The organism is Hymenobacter fastidiosus, assembly GCF_039539565.1.
GTDB classification, from domain to species: domain Bacteria; phylum Bacteroidota; class Bacteroidia; order Cytophagales; family Hymenobacteraceae; genus Hymenobacter; species Hymenobacter fastidiosus.
In genome coordinates, this window is the sequence record NZ_BAABDJ010000015.1 from 139,260 (window position 1) to 162,071 (window position 22,812).

Genomic DNA, 22,812 nt, shown 5'->3' on the forward strand with positions numbered 1-22,812 from the left:
AAGCCCCGACGTGAATTCACGTCGGGGCTTTTGCTTTACATGGGGCTTAACGCATTTCAGAAGACGCATTGCTTCGTCTCTGCTTGAGGCGTAGAATGCTCACAATGACAGGTTGGGGTAAAGCTCACTACTCTGTTTTCACGCCAGCGGCTTTAAGGTCCTTAAACGCACCGCCGTTCACCACTTTCGGGAAGCCTTTTTCCTGCATCAGCGCGGCAGCCTGGCCGCTGCGGTTGCCGGAAGCGCAGTAGAGCACGTAAGTTTTGGCGGGGTCCAGCGCGGCTACTTTGGCGGGGAAGTCAGCGGCTTTAAAGTCCAGGTTCTGCGCTTGGCGCAGGTGGCCGGTGGCATATTCGGCCGGTGTGCGCACGTCGAGCACGACTACCTGCCGCTGCTTCACCAGCTTTTGAGTGACGGCCAGGTCCGTCACCGGAACCTTGGTCTGGGCCATAGCCGGGGTGGCGGTTGACAGGGCGAAAACCAGCAGGCTGGTGATGGTAGAAAGGAAGGGGCGGAGCATAAGGGTGGGGAAGAAAATGTAAAAATGGGTGTCATGCTGAGCGCAGCCGAAGCATCTCGCGTGCTGACGCTGGATTACTAAGTCAAACGGCTAGTGCAAGATGCTTCGGCTGCGCTCAGCATAACGGTCTTGATCAGGCGTTAAAACAGTGAAGCCTGCTTTCCAGGGCTGCCGGACGGTGTAGGAGGAAAGGCTTCGGGCGCAGCTTCAGGGTCACCCGCACTACCCGCCTCTAAAGCCTCGTCGGCCGAATCAGGTTCCGTACTGCCGGGAATCATGGCCAGCAGGTCCGTTTCGGAGATGATGGGCACTTTGAGCTCGGTGGCTTTTTCGCGCTTGGCGGGGCCCATCTTGTCGCCGGCTACCAGGAAGCTGAGCTTCTTGCTGATGGAGCCCGTGATTTTGCCGCCGTTCTGAGTGATGAGCTGCTGCAAGTCTTCCCGGCTGTGCTGCTCAAATACGCCCGACAGCACGAACGTGAGGCCCGTCAGCCGGTCGCTCACCGCCTGCGGGGCCTCGCCCGTCAGGGCCAGCTGCACCCCGGCGGCGCGGAGCCGCTCGATAAGCTGCCGGTTGCTGGCGTGCGTAGCCCAGGCGGCCAGCGACTCGGCAATGACGCCGCCGACTTCGGGCACCGCCGCCAGCTCGGGGGCCGTGGCGGCCAGCAGGGCGTCGATAGTGCGGTAGTGGGCGGCCAGCTTTTCGGCCACGGTTTCGCCCACGTAGCGGATGCCCAGCCCGAACAGCACCCGGTCGAAGGGCACCTGCTTGCTGGCGTCGATGCCGTTGATCAGGTTCTGAATGGACTTTTCGCCCAGGCGCTCCAGGCCGGTGAGCTTCTCCGCCGTGAGGTCGTAGATATCGGCCGGGGTGCGCACCAGGGCCAGCTCGGCGAAGCGGCCCACGGTTTCGGCGCCCAGGCCGTCGATGTTCAGGGCCTTGCGCGACACGTAGTGCTCCAGGCGGGCCCTGAGCTGGGGCGGGCAGCTTTCGTCGTTGGGGCAGCGGAAGTGGGCCTCGCCCCCGGGCCGGAGCAGCGGCGTGCCGCAGGCCGGGCAGGCCGTGGGGTACTGAATGGGCTGGCTGCCTTCGGGCCGGGCCGTCAGGTCGACGCCGGTGATTTTGGGAATGATTTCGCCGCCCTTCTCCACGAACACCATATCGCCCAGGCGCAGGTCGAGGGCGGCAATCTGGTTGGCGTTGTGCAGGGAGGCCCGCTTGACCACCGTGCCGGCCAGGGCCACGGGTGTGAGCAGGGCCACCGGCGTCACGGCCCCGGTGCGGCCCACCTGGTAGTGCACCTCGTTCAGGCGGGTGCGGCCGGCCTCGGCGGGGTACTTGTAGGCAATGGCCCAGCGCGGACTTTTGGCCGTGAACCCCAGGGCTTCCTGCTGCTGGAAATCATCCACCTTAATCACGATGCCATCGGTGGCCACGGGCAGCTCAAAGCGCTTCTTTTCCCAGGTATGAATGAAGTCCAGTACCTCGGCCAGTGAGGTACAGCGCCGCCAGGTGTCCGACACGGGCAGGCCCCAGGCTTTGAGGGCTTCGAGGGCGGCGCTGTGGCTGGGAAATACGTTGCGCTCCGGGCTCAGGAAGCTGTAGGCGAAAAAGCGCAGGCGGCGGGAAGCCACCACGGCCGAATCCTGGAGCTTGAGCGTGCCGCTGGCCGCGTTGCGGGGGTTGGCCAGCAGGGCTTCGCCATTCTGCTCCCGCTCCCGGTTCAGGTCCTCAAATACGGGCAGGGGCAGGAATATCTCGCCGCGCACCTCAAATTCCGGGGGCGGAGCGGGCGTCTCGCGCAGGTGCAGAGGCAGGTTCTTGATGGTGCGCACGTTGCTGGTCACCACGTCGCCGCGGGTGCCGTCGCCGCGGGTGACGCCCCGGGTGAGCTGGCCGTGTTCGTAGGTCAGGCTCATGGCCACGCCGTCGAACTTCATTTCGCAGACGTAGGCAAACTCCGCCCCCTCCAGCCCCTTGCGCACTCGTTCGTCGAAGTCGCGCAGGTCGGCTTCGGAGTAGGTATTGCCCAGGCTGAGCATGGGGTACTTGTGCTGGGCCGTGGGGAACTGCTTGGTGATGGTGCCGCCCACGCGCTGGGTAGGGGAGTTGGCCAACGCCAGCTCCGGATGGACCTTTTCCAGGGCCTGCAGCTCGGCCAGCAGCTGATCGAATTCCTGGTCCGGGATTTCGGAAATATCGTTCTGGTAGTACTGGTAGTTGAGGTGGTGCAGGCGCGCGGTAAGCGTACTGATGCGGTGCTGGATGGAATTCGGGTCGGGCATGGGGCAAAAATAACCGGCAGGAGGTCAGGGTCGGCAATTCAAGGTAAATGTTTCCGGTGCCCAAGCATCTTCCACTACGTCTGTCATCCTGAGCCTGCGCAGGATCTTCCTCATCGTTCTCTGTTACCCTTTTTTCAACGCAAAGCCCTTCACCAGTGAGCGGTAAAGGGCTTTGGAAATTATACTCGTAGCGCCGTAGGGTGCGGGGCTTGCCCCCGCCCGTCGGTGAACAAAACACCAGGAGTTCGTTCCACGACGGGCGGGGGCAAGCCCCGCACCCTACCGCGTTTTCGCTATAATCAAAAGCTGACTGGTATTTACGAGGAAGGTCCTTCGCTGTGCTCGGGATGACAGACGATTACAGTAGGAGAGCCAGGCTTGGAACCTGCCGGATTACTCCTGCACCAGCACGCCGTCGGCCTCGAAGTTGAGCTGCTCCTCGGGCTCGGTGATGGCCGCGATTTCCCGGGCCGACTTGCCGGCGTCTTTGGCGTAGTGCTGCAGGTCGCTCACCGGCACCACCTCGCGGTGGGCCCAGCCGTTGATGACCACGGTTTTGTCGGTAATGTTCTTAGGGACAAAAAAGGCGTAATCCTTGAAGCGGACCCGCATTTCGTGGCCGTCGGGCGTAGCCATGGTCAGCCAGCAGCCCTTGGCCTGGCACACGCCGGTGGCATTGCCTATCAGCTTCACCCGCGCCGAATCCTGGGTGCCCAGGGCTTTACTCAGGTCACTCATCGGCCGGGCTCCGTCGGCGGTGATGGCCGCGCCGTAGGTTTTGCCGGTAGGAGTGGCGGTTTCGGTTTTCGGGGCTGAAGTAGCGGCGGCAGTTTCGGTGGCCGGGGCCGCCTGGCAGGCGACCATGGCCGCCAGGGTGGCGGTCAGAACACTATTCTTGAAGCTCATGGAAATGAGGGTAACGGGTTGAAGGCCGAAAATACGGATTTCCGGCCGGCCCGCTACTTGCCTTTGGAAATAGCCGCCAGCGTCCGGGTTTCGGCCAGCTTGCCCTTCTTATCATACACCTCGGTTTTCACCACGCCCACGGTTGGCGAGTAGTAATCAACCAGGCGTACCGTCGTGCGGAAGGCTACGTCGGCGCGGGCCCTGGTCATCGACTCCCGCTCTGATTCCACTTTGTAGCACTGGAAGGTACCGGCGGGTGTTTTCACTGCTTCGGGGCCACTTACTACGCGGCGCTTCTGCACCATGGTACTCACTTTGGCCAGATCTACCGCCGAGCTGCGAACCTGGATCTGAGAGCCGCCAGCCGGCAGCTTGCTGCCGACGGTAGGCTGATTGGGCCACGCGATATTTACCGGCGCGAAGTCGAATATCCGGTCCCGGAACGACTTCAGGCTTTCGGGGTCGAACTGGGTCAGCCCATCGGTAAAAGTGGTGTCGCGGGAACAGTTAAACGTGAGGTCCTGCTGGGAAGACAAGCGGTTTTTCTCGTCGTACCGGCCGCTTTTGAGCAGCACCGTCGTCGTGGCGCGGGTCTTTTTCTTGTTCATTTCCGAGCCCAGGCGCACCACCCGCTGGCGCAGCTCCCCGGTCGATTTGCCCGCCGCATTGGTTACCTTATATAGCAGCTCCATGTTGTCGTATAACCCAAAGGGGTGGGCACAGGCGGCACTGGCTTCCGTAGCCCGGGCCGTCGCGGCCGCCGTGTCGGTGCCAGCGGTGGGGGCTTGGGCATGGGCGGCTCCCAGAGTCAGCAGGGGCAGAAAGGACAGCAGAGCAGGAATTTTCATGAAGCAGGAAATAAGATCGGGCGTTGGGCCACATACGCAGCCCGGCCGGTTTAGATTTTAACCCGCTCCGCCGCGGGGCGGAGCAGTAACGACCTCTCAGGCAAAAGCCCTGCCAGAGGCTTTTTATCGGCCATGGCGTAGCAACACCCGCCTGAGCCCGTAACTTGTGCCGCCCGGTCCCGTTCTTCGGGTACGCTGCTTTTCATTTTCTTTATTCCCTCAATCCATGGCTGATTCTTCCTCATCCTCCAGCAACTTCGCCGATATGGCCGCTTCTCTGCTGGCCAAGCTTTCGGGGGGCGTAGAGCTGTCCTGCGCCTTCGACCAGATGGAGCTGCAGGTGCCCAATCCTCAGAATCCATCGGCGGCGCCCGCCACCTGGCGCCTGAATGGCTCGGTACGCATTCGCACCCGGGGCGAAAATCCGCCCGCCGCTACTCCCCAGCTGCCCCCGGCCAACCCGACCACCGTTGGCTAGCGGCCTCGAGGTTGAAGCGCGGCTGGTCATTTCCATCGCCGGCGACGATATCCAGCTGGCGGGCTCGGGTACTTACCTTATTCTAAACATTCCGAGTCAGCGCGTTCTCGATAAGCTCACGGCTGGTCCGCCCGGGCCCCCGGGGGAGAAAAAGCCGAAAGCCCCGGGGCCTGACCCGCTGCAGCAGATCAATGACGTGGTCCGGCAGCTCGGGCTGATTCTGGATCTGCGGGTGGCGGGCAAGACCTACGTGACCTTCGGCACGGCGCGCACGCCCAAGATTTCGCTCCATGCCGTACTGGGAAAAATAGGCTCCTTTTTTTCCTGATCCTCCGGGCCCAAAAGACCGAAATCTTGACGGTCCGGAGGCAGGGTTTTTGCGTATCTTATCGGGAGGCCGGCAGGGGGAGAGAGTGGTTGGGAGCGGAACTTATGGCCTCTTGTTTGGTTTGCCAGAAGATACGTTGCTCACCACCTTCCCCATGATGAATTCCGACCCAGAACGCAGAGACAAAGTGGGGGCCGGGGCGCCCGCATCGACTTTTGCCCGCATCGAGCGGGTGCCCCCGCTGCTCATGCTGCTGTATCTGGGAATGGCGGGTATCACGGTGCTCTTTATTATTCTGGTGGCGGCGTATGCCCAAACCCGCCATCTGAGCAGCCTGCCCAGTGGGCTACATCCGTTTCCGCGCTATTTCTCCCTGAGCACCATCGTGCTGCTGGCCAGTAGCTATACGCTCAGCCAGGCCCAGCGCATCTACCGGCAGGATGATATGGTGAAACTGGCGCGCTGCCTGGCAGCTACGCTACTGCTGGGCGGCATCTTCACCGGTTTGCAGGTGCTGGGCTGGCGCGAGCTGATAACCCAGGGCGTGTTCTTCACCGGGGCCGCCAGCGGCACCTACGTCTATCTGATTTCGGCCCTGCACGTGGCTCACCTGCTCGGGGGCATGCTGTTTCTGCTTTCGCTGCTGCTGCGCACCCTGCACGCCTCGCGCGACGCGGTGCGCAGTCTGGTATTCATCCGCAACCCCTACCGCCGGATGCAATTGCGGATGCTGGGTTTGTACTGGCATTTTATCGATGGGCTCTGGGTCGTGCTGTTTGCGCTGTTCCTGTTTTTGTACTGAGCGTTTTCCTGGCGGTTATACCCCGACAAAGAAGCCCTGATCATGAAAATGGTCAGGGCTTCTTCGTTGGGCCAAAAATCAGCGGGCTATCGTCACCGTGCCCTTGAAACGTTTGTCAGTATAGTCGATGAGGTAGAAATACACGCCCGCCGGGAGGCCCCCGCCATCCCACTTAAAGGTCCGGTCGGCGGTGCTATACACTTCGGTGCCCCAGCGGCTGAAAATCTTGATAGTGGCCAGGCGGGACGCGCAGAAATCCGGGGGCAGGTTGGGCAGGGTGAACCAGGCATTGAGGGCGTCTCCATTGGGGGTGAAGATGTTGGGTGGCAGAAAAGGCGGCGCCTCGGGCGGCATAACCTCGAAGCGCACGGTACGGGTCTGGGGCAGCGGCAGGCAGGTGGTTTCCTGCAGCCGGAAAGTAACCTCCAGACTGTTCAACTGCACCGCTTCGCAGGTTGGGTCCCAGCGAAAAAGCGCGGTGGCCCGCCCCGGCCCGTTCCGGGACGTGAAGCGCATGCCCACCGCGGCCAGCTCAAAGCTCCGGCCCGCAGCCGTCAGGACCAGCGGATTTAAATCGGGGTCCACGCCGGTCAGGGTGGCTTCGTATACTTCGCCCAGCCGCCGCCGGATCACCGGGGGGCGCCCCGCCGAGTCCGGCGGCAGACTGGTGGTAAGCTGGGGTTCGGTATTCGAGTAGTCGATCTGAATGGGGACGACGAGGCTGGTCGCCTGCCGCTCGTTGCAGGGGGTAGCCGCCGCGGTGAACTCAAACTCGAAGATGGGTTTATTCACCGCCGGGCACTCTACCCGCCAGGTGAAGACGCCCCGGGTTTCGGTGCTGGTGGGGGTCTGGGCCAGCTGCGCCCCAAACGCCGCGGCAGAAAACCCCCGCCCCCGCATTTCGAGCGTTACCGGGTCCTTATCCGGATCGGTGCCCGTGAGCGCAAAGCTGATCAGGTCGCCGGGACGCGCCCGCAGAGGCAGCGTCGGGCCCGCCGTAGTGCTGATAACCGGGTTGAAGTTGGGGTCGGGCACGGAGGTGAAGGCTATCCGCACCGTGTCCCGCTTGGGCAGGCTGCACCCGTCGTCGGCCACAACTACGTCGAGCACAAAAACCTGCCCCCGGGTGTTGATGCACTCCGGAAAGCACAGCCGCGACACCAGCGTATCGGGGGCTCCGGGGGTGCGTACCATCCCTTTGAGCAGAGTCAACGTGGGCAGCACGCCCGTGTAGTTCACCGGGTTCAGCGTCAGACTCAGCGTCGTGGTCGGGTCGGGGTCCGTGAAGCGCAGGGTGATGCAGCGGTTGCTGCCCGGCGTCAGCCGCAGGGTGTCGAGGCCCGGGCGGTAGGGCTGCCCCTTCCCCGAAACCAGCACGCTCATGCTGGGCGTCGTGTTGCGCGGGCAGTTCAGCACCTGCAGCTGAAAGTCGCGCCGCACTTCCCCGATCTTGATACCCCGGCGGTATTCCGAGCATTTGATGCCGAAAACGAACAGGCCCAGCCGGGTGGGCAATACTTGCAGCCGGCCGGTCTGCCGGCCGATGGTCAGGGCCGGATTACCCGGAATCTGATTCAGCACATTCTGCCCCGCCTGCCACAGAATCGGGGTGTAGGGGGCCGGAGCCGCCGTTGCCGGCTTGGGCAGGCCCGGGGTTGAATGACCGTTGAGGGGCGTGGCCAGCTCGTATACCAACGAATCCTGGTCGGCATCCTGCCCCCCGAAGTCATAGTAGAACAGCTCCCCCCGGCAGGCGTAGTCGCTCAGGGGGGGGAATATCTGGGGAGTGGAGTTGATAAACGCTTGTCCATTCCGCACGACGGCCGGAAACTCCAGGTAGAAGGCCTGGCCGGAATCACCGGGGTCCTGGATGTTGCTGATGCCGTTGTTGCGGCAGCAGCGCTCCACCGCGGCATAATACCCCGCCGGACTGGTGTAGGTCCCCGCCGGCAGTTCAAGCAGACGGGAGTAGACCAGCCGGCGGGTACTCAGGCTTGGTACGGTGCAGGCCACGTTGGAATAGGTCACGAAGGAATTGCCGGTCAGGGGCAGCACCACGTCCTGCATCCGCCGGTTTGAGCTCTTTTCAAACAGGCTGACTGTTAGGTCATTGTCTAAGGCTCCGGGGTTGCCTTTGATAGCATCGAAGTACAGATTCAGGGAAATCCGGTACCGACTGCCCGCCACGTGCTGCAGGTCTAACTCGCCGCCCACGATGTGGGTGGCCTGGCTCCTCCAGCTGACCAGCACAAGCAGCGTCAGGCATAGGGTGATCTTACGAAGCGATAGGATACGAGGTAGCATCGGCAAGCGGCTTGGTCCGTGAGTTGCTCCTGAAAGATACAACTGCCAGCGCGGAACCCGCCCCGGTAAGGGGAGGTTTATCTGGCGGGCTGCGTACCTTGGCAGCCCATTCGGTGCTGCCCCTCCCATTTCCCAAATTCCCTCTATGAAGCGTTTGTTTTACTCAACCCTGTTGGGGGTGTTCCTGGCGGTATCCGCCGGGGCCCAGAGCCTGACTCCCCACCCTATTCCTACGCCTGAGCTCAGCGACGCGGGATTGAGCTGTGCTCAGATGCACCAGGCGTCGGCCCTGCGGCAGCCTGCCACCACCGTGCGGCATGCCCGCAAGATGGAACGCTACGATGTGAAATACTATAAGCTCGACATTGCCCTGGAAAACAATGCCCGCACGGTGTCGGGTGCCGTGCGGATGCAGGCCCTGGCCCAGGGGCAGCCGCTCGATTCCCTGTCCTTCGAGCTGTACCCCACCTTCATTATCGATTCCGTAGTGGTGAACGGCCGTAAAAGTCCCGGCCTGCGTCGCGTCGCTGGCGACGTGACGGTGGGCCTGGCCCAGGCGGTGGCGGCTAATTCCCTGTTCAACGCCTATATCTACTACCGCGGTACGGCCCCCAACGGCAATTCCGCCGCCATCGGCAATGCCCTCGACACTGAGTTCGAAACCGATTACGGCGTAAACGTAACCTGGAGCCTGAGTGAGCCCTTCAACGCCTACGAGTGGTGGCCCTGCAAGCAGATTCTGACCGATAAAGCCGACTCCTCGGACGTCTGGGTCACGACGGCCAGCCTCAACAAGGTGGGCTCGAATGGTACGCTGGAGCGGGTCACGCCGCGGCCCAACGGCAAGAGCCGCTACGAATGGAAGTCCCGTAAGCCTATTGCCTACTACCTGATTTCAGTGGCCGTCGCGCCCTACATCGAATATACCAACTATGCTAACCCGGCCGGCGGCCCGCGGATTCCCATCGTGAACTATCTGTACAGCGCCGCTGCCCAGGCCAGGTACCAGGTGGAGCTGGACCGTACGCCCGGCTTTATTGAAAACTTTTCCAGCCTGGTCGGACTGTACCCGTTTGCCAGCGAGAAATATGGTCATAGCATGGCTCCCATCGGGGGGGGCATGGAACACCAGACGATGACCACGCAGGACGGCTTCACCTTCACGCTGACGGCCCACGAGCTGTTTCACCAGTGGTTCGGCAACCATGTGACCTGCGCCTCGTGGCAGGATATCTGGCTCAACGAAGGCTTTGCCTCCTATGGCGAGTACCTCGCCCTCAATGCCTTTGCCAGCACGGCCCCGTTTTCGGCCCGGGCCTGGATGAATAATGCGCATGCCACCACGATGCAGGTTCCCGGCGGCAGTGTGCAGGTGCGGGACACGACCAACGTCGGCCGGATTTTCAGCGGCCGTCTTTCCTACAAGAAGGGGGCCGCCGTGGTGCACATGCTGCGCTACCTGCTCCACGACGATGTGAAGTTCTTCCGGGCCCTGCGCACGTACCAGACCACTTACGGCGGCGGCACGGCCCGTACCCGCGACCTGCAGCGCATCGTTGAAGCCGAGGCCGGAACTTCGCTGGCCTATTTCTTTCAGCAGTGGTACGCGGGCGAAGGGTTTCCAACCTTTGCCGTGCGCTGGAACCAGGCCGGCAACGACCTGTACCTGCGTACTACGGAGTCAGTTTCGATGCCGGCCGTAACCCCGTTTTTCGACACGGAAGTTGATTACCGGATTACGCTCAGCTCGGGCAGCACTCAGCTGGTACGTTTGCGCCAAAGCCAGATGGTCTCTTCCTTCACGGTACCCGTTGCCGGCACGGTAACCAGTATCCAGGTCGACCCTGACCAGTGGATTCTGAACGGAGCGGGCACCGTGGTGCGCGACAATGCCCTTATCCTGGCCAGTCAGGTAGCCTCCCGGCCGGCCCCGCTGGTGGTGTATCCCAATCCGTGCCGCGACGTGCTCCGGCTCACTGCCCTGAGTGCCCGCCCGGCCCAGGCGGAAGTTACCGATGCTACCGGCCGGGTGCTGCTCCGGCAGACCGTCAGCTCCGCGCAGCCCCGACTCGATACCCGGGCCCTGGCCGCCGGGCTGTATCATCTGCGCCTCACCACCACTGAAGGGGAGGTGTCGCTGGCCCGTTTCGTGCGCGAGTAGCGGCGCTCACCTGCCCGCATCAAAAAATCCCCGGCAGATTCTGCCGGGGATTTTTTGATGCGGGCAGGTGAGCCAGCGGTTCTTTCGCCGGATGGGCGCGGGAATGGTTATCTGGCGTTGGCGTACTGCTGAATGCGGGCCTGTACTTCCTCGGGGGCCGGGGGCAGGTTAAACACGCTATCCATTAGCTCGTCGAACGACTGGGCGGAGGTGAAAATGGAGTCATGATAGGCGTTGGCCGAAAAGCGGATGAAGCCCGGCTGCCCGTTTACGCTTACCATATCTACCGTAACAGTTCCAAACTGCTGGTTGCAACGCCCGGACTGCGTACAGTCTTTGGGTTGGGGCTTCAGGAAATGCTTGTCAATGGTTTCGGTGTAGCGGTCATGACGAAGCGTGCGCTGATCCGAAGTAGAAAGGTTGTACCCCAAAGCCAGCACCCGGTCGCGGACAAAATCGAACAGGTGCCGGAAGTTGCCGGGCCCGATGCTGGGGTCAAAGAAAAACAAGGCCCCCTGTCGCCCACACTCGTTGAGTAACTGCACCCGCAACCCCCGACCACACACGCCGGTTTTGCGAAAGTGATACGCCTTGAAATAAGGGCCCATCCAGTTGAGGTACACCTGCTCATTCACCCATTGATCATGGGCCTGCACCTGGTTGGGCGTACGTGCCAACGGCCGCCACTGCGCCGCTTCCTGGGGCTCAGAAATAGGCAGAATACGTTTTAAAAATCCGAACAAGGGAGCTGGAGCAGTTTAGTGATGAACATCAGCTTGCTGAAATAGTTTTTGCCAGCCCTTGCGGACAAATCATTTCGTCGTGATTAAACCAATAAAATTATCCAAATATTTATAGTGGCAAATTGGGGCGTTATCCCGTGCGCGGTAGCTATCAGCTAGCTAAGGTCAACAGGTTTCCGGCCCGGCTTAGGCCGAGGTAAGCCCGGCCCACTAAAAACCGGCGGGAGGTAGCTAAGCTCAGGAGTTGGGCGTCTGCTCAGTACCAGGTCTTGCTGCCGGCCTTACCGCACCCGGGTCCAGTAGTGGGAACGACCAATAAGCGAGAAGCCAATGTAGCCCTTCACTTCCAATTGATCCTTGGTATTCAGGCTCACGTAGCAGGAGTAAGTCCGGCCGCTGGTGGGGTCATAAATCTGCCCATCTTCCCAACGCTCGGCATCGGGGTTGTAGCGCAGTCCCTGCAGGACTATCAGGTTCTGCAGCGGCTGGCTACGCCGGTCGGGGCTGGGATTGCGCTGGTCCAGCTTGGGCCGGCCGGTATTCGGGTCCTGCGGAACGCGGAGCCAGACAACGCGCCCGCAAAGCCGCTCGCCGCAGCGGTAGATTTCAGTATGCGTATCGCCCGTATCGTCAGCCCACACCCCAAGGGGTACCGGCGACTGACCTGGCCGGTTCAACGGTGCCAGTAGCCAGAGCAGCAGACTAAACAGCAGGGAAGTCAAGGGGAAAGGAAAGAAGAAAAATCGGCGGAAAAAGGAGGGGCGGGAGGAATTGGGAAGGTAACAAAAAAAGCGACGTTCCAGTTTGGAACGTCGCTTTGCTGCAGCCTGGGGTGGCGGTGGTTACCTGATCCGCGTCCAGGTCTGGGATTTGCCGATCAGGGAAAAGCCGATGTAGCCTTTTACCTCCATCGTGTTGGCATTCAGGACTTTCATGTAGCAGGAATACGTTTTGCCATCTTCCGGGTTATAGATGGTGCCGTCGTCCCACTTGTTCTGGCTATCCTTCTCGAAGTCTTTCATGAACACCAGACCCATACGCGGCCGGTTGCGCAGCTTCGGATCCGGATTCTGGGAGTCGAGCTTAGCTTTGCCGGTAGCCGGGTCGTTGGGAACGGTCAGCGACACGATCTTGCCATAGAGTTTATTACCGCTCTGGTAGATTTCAAACGTCGCTTTCTTTTCTGCATTCGTCCAGATGCCGAGGGGAGAGAGTTTCTGGGCCGAGGCCAGGCCAGTGAAGCCCAGCAGCATGGTCAGACAAAGGAACAGGGTTTTTTTCATGGAGAGGAGCAATGGTGGGTTTTTGGAAAAAAAGATGAGGGAAACGCTGGAAGGGCCGCCCGGCCGCCCAGAAGGCTGTTGAAGAGTCCAATGGCAAGTTTGAGGCCGAAATGCCAGATGCCCCAAAACCGGCAACTTTCGGAAAAAAGAAGCGGCTGATAGTCAGGATAATGGTGGATAAGATGTCCCCCGGGCTAAAATAAAGGGTTTTTAATTTTGAACCATCCGGGGGGCTTTTAACTTTACCAGCCAGTAGTGAGTGCTACGACCCCGCCCAAGCAGCTCTAAATTGCTGGGTAGCGCCGGCGGGGGCATGTCGGATCTAAAGAAAGGAGGTACACAATGTCTAGTAGTCCCAAACAAATCCTGCCAAGCCTGTCGAATGTAGTCCGCTTCACCGCCGGACGCGCCTAACAACAGCTTTCGCGCGGAACCAGCTCAATTCCGGCTTTTTCCCGCATTCTGGCAAGGTCTTACACAAAGGATGACGGGGCTGTACCCCAGCTTCGCCGCTTGGTAAGATTTGAAGGATTAGATGCCCGGTTCGCCCAGCAGCCTCTCTGGAGGTTTTGCACAGGCGACCGGGCATCGTTTTTTTGTACCCCTTACCTGTGCAGCGCACGGGCCTACCGCTGCGCTGGCCCAATGGACTTCTGCCTGGAAGTCGTCGTTGCCGATTTGGCTTTTACTTTCTCTTTAACCCGTTCGGTCGTCGCTGCGGCCGTTTTATCAGCCCCCGGCTGCTCGCCCAGCACCCGCCGGATTCCCATAAAACGCCGCTCGTAGCCCGTGCCTTCTACCTGGCTGATCTTCACCCCCGATTCACGCCGGGCGGAGGAGGAATGAATAAACCGCAGCGGCTCCCCGGGCTCCGAAATCACGATGCCGGCGTGCCCGGGGGTGGTGGAGGTGGTGGCGGTGCCGGTGAAAACCACCATGTCGCCCCGGCGGGCCTGCGCCCGGGGCACTGGCCGGCCGGTGTCGATGAGCAGCGCCGTGGAGTGCGGCACGGCAATGCCGAAGCGCCCATACACGAACAGCAGAAAGCCGGAACAGTCGAAGCCGCCGGTGGGAGTAGTGCCGGCATAGCTATACGGGGACCCCAGCTGCTGCAGCGCAAAGTGAATAAGGCTATCGGCCTGGGGCAAAGGGCTGATGGTTATCAGGGAAGCCATGCGCGTCTGGGGCCCGGCACCTGGGGTGGTATCCGGGGCGGCGCTAAACCGCAGCGGGGCCGGCCCGGAGTCTGTTGCCCGCTGGGAGGACGAGCCAAAGTGCTGCCAGCCCACAACCGCCAGAATTCCCGTGACCAGGGCAAAGAAAGTAAGCCAGACGTAACGCATAAGGTAACCGACACAAACCCCGGAGAAAGCGGAATAGGCCGCACTGCCCTAACGGAGAAGGTTGGATCGGGGTTTCTGGGGTTGGGAAGGTGGTAGCCGGATAGGCAGCGGCGCGGCTGGGTTTCGCTTGTATCTTGCAACCCCGGTTGGATTTTGCCGTCAGGATAGTGGCGCTTGCCCGCGCAGGGTTGTTTTTTCTTATTTTCTCATCTTTTCCCGCATGATGCATTCTTTCTTTCGCCGACTGCTGGCCGTGGCCGTGGTGTTGCTGCTCAGTCAGTTCACGCCCGTTTGGGCCGCTGCCACGCTCCGCTACACGCTGGCTATGCCGGCTCCGCAAACCCACTACTTTGAGGTGGAAATGGCGTTAGCCGGCTTCAGCAAACAGTTTACCGACGTGAAAATGCCCGTGTGGGCCCCCGGCTCTTACCTGGTGCGGGAGTTTGCCAAAGGCGTGGAAGGTCTGACGGCCAAAGCCGGCAGTGAAACCCTGCGCACGGAGAAAGTGGCCAAGAACACCTGGCGCATCTACCATCCCAAAGCCCGGGATTTTACGGTAAGCTACCGCGTATACGCCTTCGAGCTGAGCGTGCGCACCAGCTTCCTCGACGCCGCCCACGGCTACGTGAACGGCACCAGCGTGTTTATGTATCCGGCCGACGAGGTAAAGCTGCCCAGTACGCTCACCGTGCAGCCCGCTCCGGGCTGGGCCCAGGTCAGCACCAGCCTGAAGCCCGTGCCGGGCGGCGCGCCCTTCACGTTCCGCTCGGCCTCTTACGATGAGCTGGCGGACTCGCCCATCGAAATCGGCAACCAGAAGATCCTCTCGTTTGAGGCCAACGGCACGCCGCACACGGTGGCTATGTTCGGCACGGTGCAGTACGATGAAGCCCGTTTGCTGCGCGACATGAAGGAGGTATGCGAGGAAGCTCACCGGGTAGTGGGCCAGAATCCGCTGGACCGCTATCTGTTCATCATCCACAACATCGACCGGGGTACGGGCGGCCTGGAGCACCTGTTCTCCACTACGCTGTCGGTGTCACGCAACTCCTACAGCTCGGAAGCGGGTTGGAAGGGCTTCCTGGGCCTCGTAGCCCACGAATACTTCCACCTCTGGAACGTGAAGCGCATCCGGCCGGTAGCTTTGGGACCCTTCGATTACGACACGGAAAACTACACCCGCATGCTATGGGTGAGCGAAGGCGGCACCGAGTACTTCTCGAACCTGATTGTGCAGCGGGCGGGCTTCCTGACCCCGGACGCTTATCTGGCCGACCTGAGCAACGGTATCGGCCGGGTGGAGAACACGCCCGGCAACAAGCTGCAGTCGGCGGCTGAGTCGAGCTTCGATGCCTGGATCAAGTATTACCGGCCTAATGAGAACTCGGCCAACACCGGTATCAGCTACTACGACAAGGGCGAGGTTATCGGGGCCGTGCTCGATCTGATGGTGATCAACGCCACCAACGGCGACAAACGCCTCGACGACGTGATGCGCTACCTCTACGCGCAGTACTACCAGAAGCTGGGCCGCGGCTTCACCGATGCCGAATACCAGGATGCCGTGGCTAAAGTGGCCGGCCGCCGCTTCGACGACTTCTTCCGCAACCACGTGTACGGCACCCAGACGCTGGACTACGGTACGGCCCTGGGCTACGCCGGCCTCAAGCTTACCAGCACGCCGGTAACTACCGACGCCGTGCTGGGCGCCAATGTGAGCCCGGCGGGCGGTAAGTACACCGTGAGCAGCGTGGTCCGCGACGGCAGCGCCTGGCAGGGCGGACTGAGCGTCGGCGACGAAATCCTGGCCCTGAACGGCACCCGCGTTACCGACGACCCTAACAAAGCCCTGGTTGGCGCGCCCGTTGGGGCTCAGGTAGCTATGCTGGTAAACCGCGACGGCCAGATAAAGGAAGTAACTATCCCGCTGGTGGCGGGCACGACTCAGCGTTACCGCATCGAGCGGCTGCCCAATCCTACCGAGCAGCAGCAGCGCGTACTCAACAAGTGGCTGCCGGTGACGAAGCAAAGAGGCAGGTCGCTTTAACTGGTCATGCTTACTGCGTATGACGGTCTGATTGGATAAGCTCAGCGTTGATTTCCAACAAAAAGCCCGATTCACATTGAATCGGGCTTTTTGTTGGGCGACTACACTGATATAAAAAAAAGCCCTGACGCGGGGCGTCAGGGCTGGTGCAGGGAATTCGGCTTGCAGGTAAGGAGAAGTCTCCAGCCTGGCTACATCACCCGTTTCAGGGCCACGTCGCGCACCGGCGTAATTACGAGGGGCACCTTCTCCACTTTCACCGAGCTGGTGTCGAGGCCGAAGTACTTGTCTTCGGAGGCAATGAACTGCTTGATGTAGAAGTAGGCCTGCATCACGAGCTTTTCCACCACGGGGAAATCGTTTTCCACCGACAGGAATTTCTCCAGCACCACGAAGCGGAAGTCGCCGGTAACGTGCTGCTTGCTGAGCGACTCGTAGCGCGAGGTGATGTCTACTTCCTTGTTGCGAACCAGGTCTTCCACCACCTTGCGGAAGTAGAGGTTGATGCGCTGCTCCACCCGGAAGCCCAGGCGGAAGGTGATGCGGAAGGCATCGTCCGGGGCCAGCTCCACCACTTTATATTCCATCGTGTAGGGCTCGTCAGTGGTATCCACGTGCACGAACCAGTAGATGTCGGCCCGCTTGGGGCGCTTCTGGAAGATGGAGTAGATGATCTTGGACTCGATTTCGGAAGCCCGCTCGGCCGAGGTCATGAACACCAGATGGGTGGAATACTTCGGTACCGATTCGTCGCTGCTAAGCTGCTTGAGGGCTTCCATGTAGGGCTCAATCTTCACGAACTCCGTGAGCCGGCGCTTGATGTAGTAGGCCCGCAGCCAGGTATACATCACCGCCATCAAGGCCGCGCCAATAGCCAGGGAAACCCAGCCGCCGTGGGGAAACTTGATGAGGTTAGCTACCAGGAAGGAGGCTTCAATGCCGCCATAAATCAGGGCAAACAGCACCACCACGACCATCGGTACCCGGCGCGAACGGAGCCAGACGGTAAGCAGCAGCGTGGTCATGAGCATGGTGAGCGTGATGGCCAGTCCGTAGGCCGCTTCCATGTTCGACGACTCGCGGAAGTACAGGACCACCCCGACGCAGCCCAGCAGCAGCAGGCGGTTCATACTGGGCACGTAGAGCTGCCCCTTCACGTCGGTGGGGTAGTTGAGCTTCACCTTGGGCCACAGGTTCAGGCGGATAGCTTCGGCCACCAGCGTAAACGAGCCCGTAATCAGGGCCTGCGAGGCAATGATGGCGGCAATGGTGGCAATGCCGATACCGATGAGCAGAAACCACGACGGCATCAGCTCATAAAACGGGTTGCGGCCGTTGAGCTGCTCCCCCTGGTGGGACAGCAGCCAGGCCCCTTGGCCCATGTAGTTGAGTACCAGCGCAGACTTGACGAAAATCCAGCTGATGCGGATGTTGCCCTTGCCGCAGTGGCCCAGGTCCGAATACAGGGCTTCCGCGCCGGTAGTACACAGAAATACGGCGCCCAGGAGCCAGAAACCGCCGGGGTATTCCACCAGCAGCTCGTAGGCGTAGTAAGGATTCGCCGCCTTCAGAATCATCGGGTTCTGCACGATCCAGCTCACGCCCAGCACGCCCAGCATACTGAACCACAGCAGCATGATCGGTCCGAAGGCTTTACCCACAATCTGGGTGCCGAAGCTTTGCAGCAGAAACAGCCCGCCAATGATGGCAATAACGATGTAGACAATGGTATCCTGGGTCAGGGAGGGATACACCTGCTTGAGCCCTTCAATGGCCGAGGCTACCGAAATCGGGGGCGTAATCACGCCATCGGCCAGCAGGGCCGCCCCGCCGATGATGGCCGGAATGGTGAGCCAGGTCGCCCGCCGCCGTACCAGGGCGTAGAGCGAAAAGATGCCGCCTTCCCCGTTGTTGTCCGCGTTCAGCGTCAGCAGCACGTACTTGATGGTAGTCTGGAGCGTCAGCGTCCAGAGCACGCAGGAAATACCGCCCAGAACAAGCCGCGGGTCAATGAGCTCGGGCACAATGGCCTTCATCACGTACAGGGGCGAGGTGCCGATATCGCCGTAGATGATGCCCAGGGCAATGAGCAGGCCTGCGGTCGAAATGGCGGTGTGCCGGTGTTTGGCGTCCATGAGAAAAGTAAAAGAGGAACAGGCGTGTTTTTAAAGCGGCCAAAGGTAACGCAAACGGGCTGAAACGAAACGTCTCAGCCCGTTTGCGCCTCCGGTAGCCAAAGGCGGATTAGTGATTGGGGAAATGCGGGTCGTCGGGCGGTGCCGGGAGCTCCGACTCGTACCGGGCATCCAGCCCGGCCTGCCAGGCCAGCAGGGCGGCGGCAGCCTCGGCGGCCTCATCGTGCCGCTGGCGAATGCGCCGGTTTACTTCAGCCGCCAGCTTACGCCACGGTTCCGGCGCGCCGGGCAGAGAAAAATAAACGGCCTCGCGCCCTAAGCGGAGCAGCCGGAACCGGTTGGTGCCACGGGTACCGTAAGCCAGCAGCAGGGCGCCCGCCATAATGCCCAGCACGGCGGGCGTAGTCCGCAGCCAGTTTTGCAAAAAGGCCAGCAGGAACCCCGCCAGCGTAAGGCCGCCCAGCAAAAACCACAGCAGCCAGCGCACCGGCGTCAGCTCGACCCCTTCCAGCTCCAGCAGGGCAAATGCTTTTCCCTGCACTTGCAGTTGGTCACTGGCCAGCACCACGCGGCCATCCTCGCTGCGTACCGTGGGGAGTGGGGCCGCCTCCGGCACCGGTGGCGCGGAGGGCCGGGCCGGCTCCGGGGCTTCAGCATCGTTCGGCGGCGGCGGGATGGTCATGGGAGTGGCAGGGCCAAACGAGGGCTCCGCCGTAGCCGTGCTCACCCAGCGGGGCCGGGGAGCCGTAGCTACGGCGGAAGCCGCGGAGCTCAGCCTTCAGTTATTGATTTTCAGCAGCTCCACATCGAAGATCAGCGCCGAGTCCGGGCCGATGTCGCGGCCGGCGCCACGCTTGCCGTAGGCCATTTCCGACGGGATGTAGAGGCGCCACTTCGAGCCTTCGGGCATCAGCTGGAGGGCTTCGGTCCAGCCGGCAATCACCTGGTTCACGCCGAAGGTGGCCGGCTGGCCGCGCTGGTAGCTGCTGTCGAATACGGTGCCGTTGAGCAGCGTGCCGTGGTAGTGGGTGGTTACCTGCGAGGTCGGGCCGGGCTTCGGGCCGCTGCCTTCGGTCAGCACTTCGTACTGCAGGCCGCTGGGCAGGGTAGTTACGCCCGTCTTGTTCTTGTTTTCGGCCAGGAAGTCTTCGCCGGCTTGCTTGTTATTGCTCATATCAGGGGTGTCTTGGGTGTCATCGTCTTCTTCGGGGCCGCCCATCTGGGCCTGAAGCTGCTCCATGGCGTGGCTTATCTGCTCCTGGGTCAGGCGGGTGGGCTCGTCATTCAGGCCTTCCTTCATGCTGGCCGCCAGCACGTCCACATCCAGGTCGAGTCCCTGCTGGGCGAAGTTGCGGGCCAGGTCGCGGCCGATGATGTAGCTAATCTGGTCTTTAAGACTGCTCAGATCCATAAATCACTGGGGTTTCGCTGCGTACCCTGCTTCCACCGGTTTGGGGGAGAACAGCCAGGAGTAGCAGCCGGTGGGAGAATGCCGGGGCCCCGCGTGGGCCGCCGAACTGTGAAGTACCGAAAACAGCTGGGAATGGATGCGGTTTTTTTTAACGCGCCAGGCTAACCCCCTGATTCAGACCCCCGGATTCTTTCCGGCCGGTTCATAAAAAAAGCTCCGCCGGAGCAGAGCTTGTTCTTACGAGGCCTGGCGCCCGCGAAGCTTAGCTGTAATAGCAGTCGTCTTCGCCGTGCAGGTCGAAATGCAGATTCAGGTTCAGGACTTGGGCCGTCAGGTAGCCCAACGACCCGAGGCTGCCCAGTAGCAGCAGCGATGATAAGGCAGTGGTCTTTTTCATGGCAAAAATGATATGTAGAAGCAATTCAGCTTGTTGGCTGCAAAGATACTACGGGCCGGTTGATAAAGTGTTATGCAAGCATAACTAATTTGTTACGTCAGGGCTAAGGAAAATCCCTGCCGGACAGGGGCGGGGCGGGAACGAACCGGAGGCTCAGCTCCCTGACCGGACTAATAGCTCAGGGCGAGTCCTACGCCAGTGGACCCGGCTACCTGAGCAACGCCAGGACCTCCGTGCTGAGCTTGATATCGGCCGCCCGGAGGTTTTCGTGCAAATGGGTCAGCGAGGAAGTGCCGGGAATGGGCAGCAGCCAGGCAATGTTGATCTGTGCTTCCGAGGCGCTATGCTTACGGGTTGAACAGTAGCGCTTTTGGAAGATTCTGACTTCTTCGATAGTCATGCTTGGTCAGGCAGACTCCGGCGACACCATCGGGTATCCGGGTCGGTTCAAGGTGGCGGGGAAATCAGTGACCGGGCATTTAGGGTTAAGAGTTGTTCCCAAATACTAAAAAGGAGGCGTCATGCTTCATCTGGCGTCCGCGAAGTCGAAGCATCTCGCGTGCTGACGCTAGAATTAGTAATCAGACATCAGCACGCGAGATGCTTCGACTTCGCGGACGCCAGATGAAGCATGACGTTCTGTTTTTTTGGATGTTTGCGTATTTGGGAACAGGTCTTTAAGCTTGCGGCGGGCGAGGCCCGCGGATTACTCGCTTTGGGCCCGGCGCTGAATGCGCTTCTCCCACCGCTTCCGCTTGGGGGCAATGGTACCGCGCAGGTATTTCTCCATCACCAGCACGGCGCAGGGCGCGGCGGCCGTGGCCCCGAAGCCCGCATTTTCGAGGTACACCGCCACGGCTATTTTAGGGTTGTCGGCCGGGGCAAAGCCGACGAAGGCGGCGTGGTCGTCGCCCTCGTCGTTTTCCACGGTCCCCGTTTTGCCGGCTACCGTGATGCCCACGTCGGTCAGACTGGAGGCGTCGGCGGTGCCGCCGCGCTGCAGCACGGCCACCATGCCCGGAATCAGGGCGGCGAAATGGGCGCTGTCGATGAGGGTGTGGTGCTTTACAGTGAAGCGCGGCAGCGGCCCGTTTTTCCCGATGCCGCGCACCAGGTGGGGCGGGTAGTACCAGCCGCGGTTGGCCATGATGGCGGCCATGTTGGCCATTTGCAGGCCCGTGAGGTTGATTTCGCCCTGCCCGATGCTGAGCGAGTAGATGGAGCGGTAAGTCCAGTTGCGGGTTTGGCGGGCTTTATCGTAGTAGGCCGGGGTGGGCAGAAATCCGGGGGCCTCGCGGGGCAGATCCACCCCCAGCACCGAGTCCAGGCCAAACGAGCGGGCGTAGCGGCGCCACCGGGCCAGGTTGGCATGCCGGGCGGCTACGGTATCCTGGACCAGACTGTCGGGTACGTGGTCGATGACGTTGCGCATCACCTGGTAGAAGTAGGGGTTGCAGCTGTATTTCAGGCCTACCGTCAGGCTACTGGGCTTGGGGTGGTGATGCACGCAGCTCACCAGCGACTGGTCGCAGCGGAAGCCGGTGGTGGGCTTGATGGCACCCATTTGCAACGCCACGGCGGCATTTACCAGCTTGAATACCGAGCCGGGCGGGTTAGCCAGCATGGCGGGCCGGTTGAGCAGGGGCATATCCTCGTGCTCCAGCAGCTCAGCCCGCACCCCGGCCTGGTCGGGGGCGGTGGGGGTGGCGGCCGGGTACACCGGGGCCGAAACGTAGGCCAGGATTTCGCCGGTGCGCGGGTCCAGGGCTATGAGGTAGCCCTTGCGGCCGCCCAGCAGCTTTTCGGCGTAGGCCTGGAGCTTGGCATCGATGGTGAGGTGCAGATCCTGGCCCTGCTGAAAGGCGGTATCCTGGGCCCAGGTGCCGTGCTGCTGGCCTTTGGCATCGAGCAACGGGTGCCGGTAGCCGTGGTGGCCGGCGAGCAGGCCGTTGTAGTAGGTTTCGACGCCGCCGTTGCGCAGGCGGTAGAAGCGGCCGCGCCCGGTGCGCCGGGCCTGGCGGAAAAAGGGCTGGGCCTCGGCACTCAGGTAGCCCAGCACCGGGGCACCGGCTTTAGTAGTGTAGACGCGACGTTGGCGCTCAGTCAGGGTCAGCCGGGGCACGGTGGCGCCGCTGTCCTGGCGCACCCGCCCGGCTTCGGCCCTGGTGAGGCTGAGTTGGACCGGGTAGCTGGGCCGGGCCCCGGGATAGGGCAGGGCCTCGGCAATGCGGCGGCGGACGGTGGTCGAATCCCAGCCCAGCAGCCGGCCCAGGGCCAGGGTGTCGAGCGGGGGGCGGCGGGGCAGCTTCAGCAGGTACTGCGGGCGGGTGGCGACCAGCACCGAGTCGTTACGGTCGAGGATGCGGCCCCGGTAGAGAGTATCGGCTATCACCACGCGGCGGGCGGTGTAGCGGATGCGCACGTCCTGCGCGGGTCGGTCGGTCGGCTGGTCGGGGGAGGAGCAGGCGGCCAGCAGCAGCAGCAGGGCTATCAGACTATTTCCCCAATTATTAAAAGCCGTGCGCATGGGGTAAAGCTAGGCAATTGCCGGGCGGAGGGGCGGTGCTTGTCGCTCAACGGGGTGCGGGACGCTGTAAACCGGGCCGGGACCGGGGCTGGCGGTGGCCCCGTTGCGCCGAGTGACGACTATGCCGGAGCAGTTCTGCTGCGAATCCGGCCGCGCCGCTTGCTACTGCTTTATGCAAATAGCCCGGGACGCTCGCGGCACAGCCGCTCCGGCGTAGTCATCACTCGGCCCAGCCGAGCGAGTGCGCCATATTTCATCAGCCGGCCGCAGTTTATCGTTTGCCCGCCAAAACCG

At 61.6% G+C, this 22,812-nt stretch carries 20 protein-coding genes; 5 read left to right on the top strand and 15 right to left on the bottom strand.

Annotated elements, in window-relative coordinates:
• Positions 1 to 127 precede the first annotated feature (127 nt).
• The 4 genes from ABD833_RS09575 to ABD833_RS09590 form a co-directional block, all read right to left on the bottom strand.
• Positions 128 to 520: a rhodanese-like domain-containing protein gene (locus tag ABD833_RS09575; RefSeq protein WP_345072603.1), complete on the bottom strand. Its 393-nt coding sequence runs from the start codon at positions 518 to 520 to the stop codon at positions 128 to 130.
• A 140-nt stretch (positions 521 to 660) separates the two neighbouring features.
• Positions 661 to 2,805 (bottom strand): NAD-dependent DNA ligase LigA, encoded by a 2,145-nt coding sequence (ligA, locus tag ABD833_RS09580; protein ID WP_345072604.1) that lies wholly within the window; start codon positions 2,803 to 2,805, stop codon positions 661 to 663.
• A 393-nt stretch (positions 2,806 to 3,198) separates the two neighbouring features.
• Positions 3,199 to 3,711, bottom strand: a complete 513-nt coding sequence (locus ABD833_RS09585; protein ID WP_345072605.1) for a DUF4920 domain-containing protein — start codon at positions 3,709 to 3,711, stop codon at positions 3,199 to 3,201.
• Positions 3,712 to 3,764: 53 nt separating this feature from the next.
• Positions 3,765 to 4,559, bottom strand: a complete 795-nt coding sequence (locus tag ABD833_RS09590; RefSeq protein WP_345072606.1) for a TapB family protein — start codon at positions 4,557 to 4,559, stop codon at positions 3,765 to 3,767.
• Positions 4,560 to 4,785: 226 nt separating this feature from the next.
• Between ABD833_RS09590 and ABD833_RS09595 the strand changes: the two genes are divergently transcribed.
• The 3 genes from ABD833_RS09595 to ABD833_RS09605 all read left to right on the top strand — a co-directional run bounded on the left by ABD833_RS09595 (position 4,786) and on the right by ABD833_RS09605 (position 6,167).
• On the top strand, positions 4,786 to 5,037 hold the full coding sequence (locus ABD833_RS09595) for a hypothetical protein (RefSeq protein WP_345072607.1): 252 nt from the start codon (positions 4,786 to 4,788) through the stop codon (positions 5,035 to 5,037).
• Complete coding sequence (locus ABD833_RS09600; protein ID WP_345072608.1) at positions 5,030 to 5,365, top strand: hypothetical protein; 336 nt, start codon at positions 5,030 to 5,032, stop codon at positions 5,363 to 5,365. Before ABD833_RS09595 ends, ABD833_RS09600 begins: the two co-directional genes overlap by 8 nt.
• Positions 5,366 to 5,519: 154 nt before the next feature.
• Positions 5,520 to 6,167, top strand: coding sequence for a cytochrome c oxidase subunit 3 (locus ABD833_RS09605; protein WP_345072609.1), 648 nt, complete (start codon positions 5,520 to 5,522; stop codon positions 6,165 to 6,167).
• 78 nt (positions 6,168 to 6,245) lie between these two features.
• Here the strand turns inward: ABD833_RS09605 and ABD833_RS09610 are convergent, their stop codons facing one another.
• Complete coding sequence (locus ABD833_RS09610) at positions 6,246 to 8,471, bottom strand: T9SS type B sorting domain-containing protein (protein ID WP_345072610.1); 2,226 nt, start codon at positions 8,469 to 8,471, stop codon at positions 6,246 to 6,248.
• Positions 8,472 to 8,616: 145 nt separating this feature from the next.
• Here ABD833_RS09610 and ABD833_RS09615 point away from each other — a divergent pair, with 145 nt between their 5' ends.
• On the top strand, positions 8,617 to 10,632 hold the full coding sequence (locus tag ABD833_RS09615; RefSeq protein WP_345072611.1) for a M1 family metallopeptidase: 2,016 nt from the start codon (positions 8,617 to 8,619) through the stop codon (positions 10,630 to 10,632).
• A 107-nt stretch (positions 10,633 to 10,739) separates the two neighbouring features.
• Here ABD833_RS09615 and ABD833_RS09620 read toward each other — a convergent pair whose 3' ends face one another.
• From ABD833_RS09620 to ABD833_RS09635, 4 genes are all read right to left on the bottom strand, one after another.
• Positions 10,740 to 11,375, bottom strand: coding sequence for a hypothetical protein (locus ABD833_RS09620; RefSeq protein WP_345072612.1), 636 nt, complete (start codon positions 11,373 to 11,375; stop codon positions 10,740 to 10,742).
• 281 nt (positions 11,376 to 11,656) lie between these two features.
• Positions 11,657 to 12,097, bottom strand: coding sequence for a DUF2147 domain-containing protein (locus ABD833_RS09625; RefSeq protein ID WP_345072613.1), 441 nt, complete (start codon positions 12,095 to 12,097; stop codon positions 11,657 to 11,659).
• 120 nt (positions 12,098 to 12,217) lie between these two features.
• Positions 12,218 to 12,658, bottom strand: coding sequence for a DUF2147 domain-containing protein (locus tag ABD833_RS09630; protein ID WP_345072615.1), 441 nt, complete (start codon positions 12,656 to 12,658; stop codon positions 12,218 to 12,220).
• Between the two features lie 626 nt (positions 12,659 to 13,284).
• Positions 13,285 to 14,001, bottom strand: coding sequence for a C40 family peptidase (locus ABD833_RS09635; protein WP_345072616.1), 717 nt, complete (start codon positions 13,999 to 14,001; stop codon positions 13,285 to 13,287).
• A gap of 220 nt (positions 14,002 to 14,221) precedes the next feature.
• Here ABD833_RS09635 and ABD833_RS09640 point away from each other — a divergent pair, with 220 nt between their 5' ends.
• Complete coding sequence (locus tag ABD833_RS09640) at positions 14,222 to 16,048, top strand: M61 family metallopeptidase (RefSeq protein WP_345072617.1); 1,827 nt, start codon at positions 14,222 to 14,224, stop codon at positions 16,046 to 16,048.
• A gap of 191 nt (positions 16,049 to 16,239) precedes the next feature.
• Here the strand turns inward: ABD833_RS09640 and ABD833_RS09645 are convergent, their stop codons facing one another.
• The 6 genes from ABD833_RS09645 to ABD833_RS09670 form a co-directional block, all read right to left on the bottom strand.
• Positions 16,240 to 18,183 carry a KUP/HAK/KT family potassium transporter gene (locus tag ABD833_RS09645; RefSeq protein WP_345072618.1) on the bottom strand — a complete coding sequence of 648 codons (1,944 nt, stop codon included), beginning with the start codon at positions 18,181 to 18,183 and terminating at the stop codon, positions 16,240 to 16,242.
• A gap of 109 nt (positions 18,184 to 18,292) precedes the next feature.
• Positions 18,293 to 18,865, bottom strand: coding sequence for a hypothetical protein (locus ABD833_RS09650; protein WP_345072619.1), 573 nt, complete (start codon positions 18,863 to 18,865; stop codon positions 18,293 to 18,295).
• Positions 18,866 to 18,961: 96 nt separating this feature from the next.
• On the bottom strand, positions 18,962 to 19,594 hold the full coding sequence (gene bamJ, locus ABD833_RS09655; protein WP_345072620.1) for a BamJ family beta-barrel-assembly machinery protein: 633 nt from the start codon (positions 19,592 to 19,594) through the stop codon (positions 18,962 to 18,964).
• Positions 19,595 to 19,856: 262 nt separating this feature from the next.
• The gene (locus ABD833_RS09660) at positions 19,857 to 19,991 is read right to left on the bottom strand and encodes a hypothetical protein (protein WP_345072621.1); all 135 of its coding nucleotides are present in this window, start codon (positions 19,989 to 19,991) and stop codon (positions 19,857 to 19,859) included.
• Positions 19,992 to 20,199: 208 nt separating this feature from the next.
• Positions 20,200 to 20,391 (bottom strand): aldo/keto reductase, encoded by a 192-nt coding sequence (locus ABD833_RS09665; RefSeq protein ID WP_345072622.1) that lies wholly within the window; start codon positions 20,389 to 20,391, stop codon positions 20,200 to 20,202.
• A gap of 306 nt (positions 20,392 to 20,697) precedes the next feature.
• The gene (locus ABD833_RS09670) at positions 20,698 to 22,518 is read right to left on the bottom strand and encodes a peptidoglycan D,D-transpeptidase FtsI family protein (protein ID WP_345072623.1); all 1,821 of its coding nucleotides are present in this window, start codon (positions 22,516 to 22,518) and stop codon (positions 20,698 to 20,700) included.
• Between the last annotated feature and the right edge of the window lie 294 nt (positions 22,519 to 22,812).